Source organism: Micromonospora sp. KC721 (genome assembly GCF_004348355.1).
GTDB lineage: Bacteria > Actinomycetota > Actinomycetes > Mycobacteriales > Micromonosporaceae > Micromonospora.
Window position 1 is genome coordinate 1 of the sequence record NZ_SMJY01000225.1, and the last position, 9,070, is coordinate 9,070.

Below are 9,070 nucleotides of genomic sequence, written 5' to 3' on the forward strand. Positions count from 1 at the left end.
CTCCGGTGGCCCGGCCCGCTCCCCGTCCAGGCAGACCGGGTAACGCCGGGTGGGATCGGCGGTCTGCACGTCCTCCACCAGCAGGTCGTGCTCCCACCAGTCCTCGAAGTCGTAGACGTAGCGCACCCGGGTGCCCCGACCGGCCACCGCGTCCAGCCGGACGTCCAACTCGTCGCGCACGGCCAACTCGTCGTCGGGATCCGGCTCCCCGTACTGCGTCCCGTCAATCTCGAAGGAGTGCAGCCGGCAGTCCCACCAGCCGACGGAGTGCTGCACCACCCGGTGCACCCGGTCCAGGGTGAAACCGCCCGGGATCTGCACCCGCCGCCAGACCACCGGACGGACTCCGGCCACCGTGATGCGTACCTGCAGGATCCGCCGCGGCGAGGTGGTCACGCAGTACATCTACCACGCGCACGCCCCTCGCCCCGCCGTCCGGCACTAGGCTGCCGACATGATCTGCCCAGCGTGCCGGGAACGGCGGCACGACGACTGCCCCGGCCGGACGTGGTGCGACTGCCAGCACCGCACCCCCGAGCCCACCCCTCCGGTCACCGGCCCGGCGGGCGAATGAGCGCCGGCACCACGATCCGCCGGATCTGGCCGACGCCGCCCTCCGGTCCGCTGGACGACGCGGAGCTGACCCGCCTGTACGGCCGGGCGGACCATCCCCGTCTGCGGGTGAACTTCGTGACCAGCCCGGACGGGGCGGTGAGCCTGGACGGCTACTCCGCCGGCCTCTCCGGGGTACCGGACAAGCGGGTCTTCGGACTGCTGCGGATGCTCTGCGACGGGCTGGTGGTGGCCGCCGGCACGCTGCGCCACGAGGGCTACCGGGCGGTACGGCTCAGCGGGCCGCGCCGGGCCTGGCGACGCGATCACGGCCTGGCCGAGTACCCGACGCTGGTCGTGGTCTCCCGCTCGCTGGCACTCGACCCGGCGCAGCCCGCGCTCGCCGACGCCCCGGTGCGGCCCGTCGTGCTGACCACCGGGGCGGCGACGGCACCGGCCGGGCTCGCCGACGTGGTCGACCTGGTCCGCCTCGGCGACGACACCGTCGACCTCGCCGCCGCCCTGACCGACCTACGCCGGCGGGGCCTGGGGCAGCTGCTCTGCGAGGGCGGACCGCAGCTGTTCGGCGCGCTCACCGCCGCGGACCTGGTCGACGAGCTCTGCCTGACCGTCTCGCCGCTGCTCGCCGGGGCCGGCCCCGGGCGAATCACCGCCGGCGGCCCCAGCGCACCCCGGGCCTTGGGGCTGCGGCACGTGCTCGCCGCCGACGACGGGGTGCTGCTGCTGCGTTACGTCCGCGCCGCGCGCGAGTAGGCCCGCTGCCTGCCCGGTCGCCTCTAGGCTGGGGAAATGGGCTCCACCGCGGTCATCGACGGCACCGGCACGGCCCGGCCGCCCCGGCTCGCCGGCGGCCTCCTCGTCGTCGGCGGCGGCGTGGACGTGCTGTCGGCGTGGGCGCAGACCGTCGGCGACCCGTTCGTCGCCGTCGGCGAGGGAGGCGTGCGGCACCTCGACGTCACCGGTTGGGCCTGGTTGAACGTGGGAGTCGGCGCGGCGGTCACCCTGGCCGGGCTGCTGGTGCTCACCGGCCGGCGGGGCGCCCTGCCGGCGGCCGGCGGCTGCGCCGCGCTGGCGATTCTCGTCGGCGTGCTGCTGTTCCCGTACGACCCGATCCGGACGCTGCTGGTGGTGGGGCTCGACGGCGCGGCCGTCCGGCTGCTGCTGCGCCACCGGCGGCTCAGCGCGACTCGCAGATCCGGCCCGTCCGTGCCGGGTCCCCCTCCCGGGTCGCCGCCCAGATCGGGTTGACCGACGCCGCCAGCGAGGGCGCCTGCCAGGCCGCGCCCAACCGCTGCAGGAGCTTGTACTCCGGCAGGATGCGGGACACCGGCTCACCGGCCAGGAAGTCGATCACCCGGTCGCCGGCGATCTGTCCGCCCACCACCCCGCCGTGCAACGCCGGTTGCTCGTAGACCGGGATCTGGCTGTACTCCCCGGGTGGGGCCTCGGCGGCGCTGACGGTGGGCAGGAAGGCGATCATCCGCACCCCGGCGACCGGGCAGAGGGTGCGGTTGCGGTAGAAGGGGGCGTCGGCCAGCAGCGAGCGTACGAACGGCGAGTCGGGGTAGTCCTTGTGCTCCTGGGCCAGGTTCGCCAGCCAGAAAATGCCACGCAACTGCCAACCGGTCGCCACGCCCCAGCCCTCGTGCCCCGGCGGCGGATAGTAGGCGCGCCCGGGCCGCACCAACGGGTCGAACAACACCACGGCCGTCACCGGCCCGGAGGGCAGCCGCTCCAGGTAGGTCCGGGCCACCTCGGCGCCCTCGCTCTCGCCGACCAGCGCGATCGGCCGGCGGGTGCGCTTGTGCAGCGCGTCGACCTGCGCGGCGAGCAGCGCGCTGCTGGCGTCCAGCGACTGGTGGGTGGCCTCCGGCTCGTACGGCAGGGGCCGGCCCTGGGCGTCCAGGCCCCGGTAGGAGAACCGCTGTACCCGGGGGTCGGCGGCCGGGCTGCCGTCCCAGTGGGAGTGGTGCCCGCCCAGCACGATCACCGCGTGCGGCACCTTCGCCGGCAGCGGCTCGGCCAGAATGGGCGGACGCCACTGCGCCTCCCCTCCGCTGCCGATGGCCCCGATCAGCGCCGGGGTCCACACCGCGCCGGCCATGGCGAGCACGACGGCGACAGGCGCCACCGGCACCCGGGCCCACCGGACCCGGGCGGGCAGCACCGCCGCCGCCACCGTCCGCCGCCACAGCAGCCCGTTCACCACCCCGGCCAGCGCTGCCACCAGCAGCATCCAGCCGCTCGGCGCCCAGGCCATCACCGCGCCGGCCAGGGTCAGCACCACGAAGTTGAGCCAGGCCCACCCGGCCAGCTCGATGGTGGGCAGCCCGCGCCACCAGTCCGGCACCACGCCGGCGCGGACCAGGAACGGGGCGAGCAGCAGCAGCGGCCCCAACGAGGCGAACAGGTACCAGCTCAGCGACACCACGGAGAAGGCCACCGAGAGGGCGGCCCAGGGCGAGACCACCACCGCGGCCAGCAGCGCGACCTCCAGGTTGCGCCGGACCAGCCAGCCCCGGTCCGGCCGGGGCACCCCGGCCGGCCAGGCCAGCAGGGTCAGCGCCACCGAGAGCAGCCCGCGCAGCAGGGTCACCCCCAGCAGGCCGACCACGAAGCTCTCCCACGAGTTGTGGTAGACCAGCAGCCAGCGCAGATCGTGGTACGAGTCGTACGGCCAGATCGCGGTCACCTGCGGCGGCAGGCCGTCGGCGGCGCGCAGGCCGACGGCGAGCAGCACCGCCATCTCCAGCACCGGAAGCAGCGCACTGAGCAGCAGCAGCGTGACCAGCCGTCCTCTGGGCCCCATGCCTCACCCCACTCGCCCTTTTCGTCAGGATCTCGCGGAACGCCGCCGGCCGGGGCGGAAACGGCCACGCTGCGTCGCCTGCCGGCGACAGTCCGCCAGCGAGTCGGGCGGGCCGGGTGGCGTCCGCCGCGTCGCGTGGCGACCTGTCGTACTCCTCCGGCAGGATGCAGGGCGTGCGCCCTGACCGAGACGAGCAGCTGACCGGAGCCCGACGATGACCGACGACCTGCTCGACGGCCCGGGCGAGGCGGTCGGCCGGGTGCTCGGCACCGCCGACGCCACCCCGCTGACGTTCTGGACCGCCGTCTCCCCCGACAGTTACCTGCAACTCGACGACGTGGTGGTCACCCGCCGCGAGCTTCCCGACCGGGAACCGGTGACCATCGCCGGGGTGGTCACCCAGGTCCGGGCCCGGCACGAGGGCGCCCAGTTCGACTCGGACGTCTTCGCCATCGCCGACGGCACCCTCCCCGCCCAGGTGCAGGAGGCGGCCGAGGTCACCACCACCCGGGTCGACCCGGAGCTCTACGTGCCGCCCGCGCCGGGCGCGGCGGTCTACCGCGCCGAGGGCGACGCCCGGGCCCGGGCGCTGCACTTCGACCGGATGGAACGCCGGATCCCGATGGGCATGGGGCGCGACGGCGTCCCGGTCTACCTCAACGCCGACTTCCTCGACGGCACCCGGGGCGCGCACGTCTCGATCTCCGGCATCTCCGGCGTGGCCACCAAGACCAGCTTCGCCACCTTCCTGCTCTACTCGGTGTTCCGGTCCGGCGTGCTCGGCGGCGACGCGGTCAACGCCAAGGCGCTGATCTTCAACGTCAAGGGCGAGGATCTGCTCTTCCTCGACCACCCCAACACCCGCCTCGACGATGTCACCCGGGCCGGGTACGCCAAGCTCGGGCTGGACGCCGGGGCCTTCCCCGACGTACGGGTGTACGCCCCGCCCCGGGTCGGTGACTCCGCCGGCACGCCGGACGTGAGCAGCCGGCTCACCGGGGTGGACAGCTTCTACTGGACGCTGAGCGAGTTCTGCGCCGACCGACTCCTGCCGTACGTCTTCGCCGACGCCGACGACGAACGCCAGCAGTACACGATGGTGGTCCACTCGGTCGCCGCCCACCTGGCCCGGTACGCCCAGCCCGCCGACGGCGGGGTGAGCGTCGACGGCGTCCGCCTGGGGTCGTACGCGGATCTCGTCGACCACATCGTCGAGCAGCTCAACGACGACGAGACCCGCAGCGACTGGGCGGGCAGCGCGGTCGGCCTGGGCACGGTCAACGCCTTCGCCCGGCGGTTGATCGGCAGCAAGAAGGACCTGGGCCGGCTGATTCGCGGTGACCTGTCCACCCGCCGCCCGCACAGCATCAACACCGCGGAGAGCGCCCAGGTCACCGTGGTCGATCTGCACAACCTGCCGGACCGCGCGCAACGTTTCGTGGTCGGCGTGACCCTCAAGAGCGAGTTCGAGCGTAAGGAGAAGGCCGGCACCGCCAAGCCGCTGCTCTTCGTCGTCCTGGACGAGCTCAACAAGTACGCTCCGCGCGAGGGCTCCTCCCCGATCAAGGAGGTGCTGCTCGACATCGCCGAGCGGGGCCGCTCGCTGGGGGTGATCCTGGTCGGCGCACAGCAGACGGCCAGCGAGGTGGAACGCCGGATCGTCACCAACTCGGCGATCCGGGTGGTCGGCCGGCTCGACCCGGCCGAGGCGTCCCGACCCGAGTACGGCTTCCTCCCGCCGGCCCAGCGGCAGCGTGCGCTGCTGGCCAAGCCGGGCACCATGTTCGTCAACCAGCCCGACATCCCGGTCCCGCTCTGCCTGGAGTTCCCCTTCCCGGCCTGGGCGACCCGGGTCTCCGAGGCGGGTCGGCCGCCGTCGCAGACGCTGCGCTCGATCACCCAGTCGGCCGACCCGTTCGCGGTGGTCGGCTCGGGCTCGTCCGACGACGACATCCCGTTCTAGGGGCTACCGGTGAGCGCGAGGAGTGAGCCTGCGAGCCCCGCAGTCGCGAACGAAGGGTCGGCACAGCCATGAGGATCCTGCACACCTCGGACTGGCACGTCGGCAAGGTGCTCAAGGGCCAGTCCCGCGCCGAGGAGCACAAGCAGGTGCTGGCCAACGTCATCGAGATCGCGGTCGCCGAACGACCCGACCTGGTGATCGTCGCCGGTGACCTGTACGAGACCGCCGCCCCCACCGCGGAGGCGACCCGGCTGGTCACCCGGGCGTTGACGGCGCTGCGACGTACCGGCGCGGACGTGGTGGCGATCGGCGGCAACCACGACAACGGCGCGGCGTTGGACGCGCTGCGCCCCTGGGCCGAGGCGGCCGGCATCACCCTGCGCGGCAGCGTCCGGGAGAACCCGGCCGAGCACGTGATCGACGGCGTGACCCGCGACGGGGAGCGCTGGCAGCTCGCCGCGCTGCCCTTCCTGTCACAGCGGTACGCCGTCCGCGCGGTGGAGATGTACGACCTGACCGCCGCCGAGGCCACCCAGACGTACGCCGACCACCTGGGGCGGGTGCTCACCCGGCTGACCGAGGGGTTCGCCGAGCCGGACCGGGTGCACCTGGTCACCGCCCACCTGACCGTGGTCGGGGCATCCACCGGCGGCGGTGAGCGGGACGCGCACACCGTGCTCGGCTACGCCGTACCGGCCTCGGTCTTCCCCGGCACCGCGCACTACGTGGCGTTGGGCCACCTGCACCGCGCCCAGCGGGTGAACGGGCCCTGCCCGGTGCGCTACAGCGGCAGCCCGATCGCGGTCGACTTCGGCGAGCAGGAGAACGTCCCCTCGGTGACGCTGGTCGAGGTCACCGCCCGCACCGCCGCCCAGGTGCGGGAGGTGCCGGTGGCGGCGGCGGTGCCGCTGCGTACGGTCCGGGGCACCCTCGCGCAGCTCGCCGAGGCGACCCCGCCGCCGGGCTGGCTGCGGGTGTACGTGCGCGAACAGCCCCGCGCCGGGCTGCGTGAGGAGGTGCAGGAGCTGCTCCCCCGCGCCCTGGAGATCCGGATCGACCCGGAGCTGGTCCCCGCACCCGGCAGCGGGGCCCGCACGGCGCAGCGGGCCGGCCGGTCCCCCCGGCAGTTGTTCGCCGACTACCTGGACAGCCGGGGCCACGACGACGAGGGGGTGCGGGAACTCTTCGACGAGCTCTTCGAGGAGGTGGACCGCTGATGCGTCCGATGCGACTGGACATGGCGGGCTTCACCGTCTTCCGCGACGAGACCACCGTCGACTTCACCGACGCGGACTTCTTCGCCCTGGTCGGCCCGACCGGTGCGGGAAAGTCCACCGTGCTGGACGCGATCTGTTTCGCCCTCTACGGCACGGTGCCCCGCTGGGGCGGTGCCCGGGGGCTCGCCAACGCGCTCGCGCCGTCGGCCACCGAGGCCCGGGTCCGGCTGGTCTTCGAGTCCGCCGGGGACCGCTACGTGGCCACCCGGGTGATCCGCCGCGACGGCCGGGGCACCGTCAAGACCGCCAACGCCGGGTTGCAGCTCATGCCGCCCGGTTTCGACATCAGCAAGCTCGACACCGGGCTCAGCCCGGAAGACCTGGGCGAGGTGGTGGCCGGCACCCCCGCCGAGATGGAGGAGGCGGTGCTGGCGGCGGTCGGGCTGCCGTACGAGCAGTTCACCTCCTGTGTGGTGCTGCCGCAGGGGCAGTTCGCCGACTTCCTGCACGCCAAGCCGGCGACCCGGCAGCAGATCCTGGTCAACCTGCTCGGCCTCGGCGTCTACGAGCAGGTGCAGAAGCGCGCCACGGAGCGGGCCGGGCAGGCCGAGGCGAAGGTGGAGGCGGTCGACCGGATGCTCGCCGGGCTGACCGACGTCGACGACGCGACGCTGGAAGCGGCGTCCACGCAGGTGCGGCGGATGCGGGAGCTGGCCGGGTCGGTCGTCGCGGCCGTGCCGGAGCGGGACCGGGCGCGGGCGGCGGCGCGGACGGCGACGGCGGCCCTGGCCGATCTGGACGCCGACCTGGCCGGGCTGGCCGGGGTGCGCGCGCCGGACGGGGTGACCGAGGTGGCCCGCGCGGTGACCGTCGCGCGTTCGGCGGTCGAGGAGGCCGCGGGCGCGGTGACGCTGGCCGAGGAGCGTGAGGAGAAGCTCCGCGGCGAGCTGGCCGGGCTCGGCGACGAGAGCAGCCTCCGACTGCTGCTGCGCGCGTACGCCGACCGGGAGAAGCTCGCCGTCGAGACCGAGACGGTCCGTGCCGCGGTCGGGGCGGCCCGGGCCGAGCACGAGGCGGCGGTGGCGGCGCTGGAAGCGGCCCGGGAGACGGCGGCGCGGGCCGAGGCCGACCTGGAGGCCGCGTTCCGCGCCCACGAGGAGGCGAAGGCCACCGACCAGGCGGCCGCGTTGCGGACGCACCTCACCGAGGGGGCGAGGTGCCCGGTCTGCGAGCAGACCGTGGCCCGGGTGCCGCCGGTACCGGCGGGCTCGGCGGTGGCGGCGGCGACCGCCGCCGGCAAGGCCGCGCGGGCCGCCACGAAGGCCGCCCAGGTTCTGGTCGAGCAGCGCGACGCCGCGGCCCGGGAACTCGAACGGGTGCTGGTGCACGCCCGGGCCCGGCAGGACCAGCTCACCTCCCGGCTGTCCGAACTGGACGGTCAGCTCGCCGGGGCCGCCACCCCGGCCACGCTGCGTGCGACGCTGGACGAGCACGCCCGGCTGCGCCGGGTGATGGACGAGGCCGCCGCGGCGGTCCGCGCCGGGCGCGAGGCCGCCCGCCGGGCCCGGGGCGCGCTGGACGCGGCCGAGGAACGGTTACGCGGCGCCTGGCGGGGTTTCGACGCCGCCCGTGACGGGTTGGCCCGGTTCGGTCCGCCGGCCGCCGACCGGGACGACGTCGCCGGGGCCTGGGCCACCCTGGTCGGGTGGGCTACCGATCAGGCCCGGCTGCGGCAGGCCGAGCGGCCCGGGCTGGCCGACGCGGTGGCCCGGGCCGAGGCGGACGCGGCGGCGGTCGAGGACCGGATCGTGGCGCTGCTCGCCGACGCCGGGCTGCCCCACGACGACGACCCGGTCCGGGCCGTCGCGGTGGCGACGGAACGCGCCGAGGCGGAGCAGCGGCGGCTGGCGGAACGCCGTGAGCAGGCCGCCGAGCTCCGTGAGCAGCGGACGGAGCACGAGCGGCGGGCACGCACCGCCCGGGCCCTCGCGGGGCACCTGCGGGCCAACAACTTCGAACGGTGGCTGCTCGCCGAGGCGCTCGACCTGCTGGTGGACGGTGCCTCGCGGATCCTGCGCGACCTGTCCCAGGGCCAGTACGACCTGGTGCACGACAAGGGCGAGTTCTTCGTGGTTGACCACCACGACGCGGGGCTGCGCCGGGGGGTGCGTACCCTGTCCGGTGGTGAGACGTTCCAGGCGTCGCTGGCCCTGGCGCTGGCCCTGTCCGAGCAGCTCGCCGGCATGTCCACCACGGCGGCGAGCCTGGAGTCGATCGTGCTGGACGAGGGCTTCGGCACACTGGACGCGGCCACCCTGGACACCGTCGCGGCGACCCTGGAGGGCCTGGCCGCCCGGGGCGACCGGATGGTCGGCGTGGTCACCCATGTGCCGGCGCTGGCCGAGCGGATCCCGGTGCGCTTCGAGGTCCGCAAGGACGCCCGTACGGCCCGCGTCGAACGGACCGGCCTGTGAGCCCGGGCGCGCGGTACCCTGCGCTGGTGGCGGC

The 9,070-nt window shown here is 74.8% G+C and carries 7 protein-coding genes; 5 read left to right on the forward strand and 2 right to left on the reverse strand.

Going from position 1 to position 9,070, the window contains the following annotated elements; all coding sequences use genetic code 11:
• Positions 1–396, reverse strand: a 396-nt coding sequence (locus E1182_RS26620; RefSeq protein WP_243706432.1) for a plasmid pRiA4b ORF-3 family protein, incomplete at its 3' end; no start/stop codon positions are given.
• A gap of 174 nt (positions 397–570) precedes the next feature.
• Here E1182_RS26620 and E1182_RS26625 point away from each other — a divergent pair.
• A complete protein-coding gene (locus E1182_RS26625) occupies positions 571–1,326 on the forward strand; it encodes a pyrimidine reductase family protein (protein WP_132270312.1) in 756 nt (251 codons plus the stop codon).
• Positions 1,327–1,362: 36 nt separating this feature from the next.
• Positions 1,363–1,821, forward strand: a complete 459-nt coding sequence (locus E1182_RS26630) for a hypothetical protein (RefSeq protein ID WP_132270314.1) — start codon at positions 1,363–1,365, stop codon at positions 1,819–1,821.
• Here the strand turns inward: E1182_RS26630 and E1182_RS26635 are convergent.
• The gene (locus E1182_RS26635; protein WP_132270316.1) at positions 1,751–3,382 is read right to left on the reverse strand and encodes a hypothetical protein; all 1,632 of its coding nucleotides are present in this window, start codon (positions 3,380–3,382) and stop codon (positions 1,751–1,753) included. The genes E1182_RS26630 and E1182_RS26635 overlap by 71 nt on opposite strands.
• 214 nt (positions 3,383–3,596) lie before the next feature.
• Between E1182_RS26635 and E1182_RS26640 the strand changes: the two genes are divergently transcribed.
• The 3 genes from E1182_RS26640 to E1182_RS26650 all read left to right on the forward strand — a co-directional run bounded on the left by E1182_RS26640 (position 3,597) and on the right by E1182_RS26650 (position 9,036).
• On the forward strand, positions 3,597–5,345 hold the full coding sequence (locus tag E1182_RS26640; RefSeq protein ID WP_132270318.1) for an ATP-binding protein: 1,749 nt from the start codon (positions 3,597–3,599) through the stop codon (positions 5,343–5,345).
• Positions 5,346–5,413: 68 nt separating this feature from the next.
• Positions 5,414–6,562, forward strand: coding sequence for an exonuclease SbcCD subunit D (locus E1182_RS26645; protein ID WP_132270321.1), 1,149 nt, complete (start codon positions 5,414–5,416; stop codon positions 6,560–6,562).
• On the forward strand, positions 6,562–9,036 hold the full coding sequence (locus E1182_RS26650) for an AAA family ATPase (RefSeq protein WP_132270323.1): 2,475 nt from the start codon (positions 6,562–6,564) through the stop codon (positions 9,034–9,036). Before E1182_RS26645 ends, E1182_RS26650 begins: the two co-directional genes overlap by 1 nt.
• Positions 9,037–9,070: the final 34 nt, after the last annotated feature.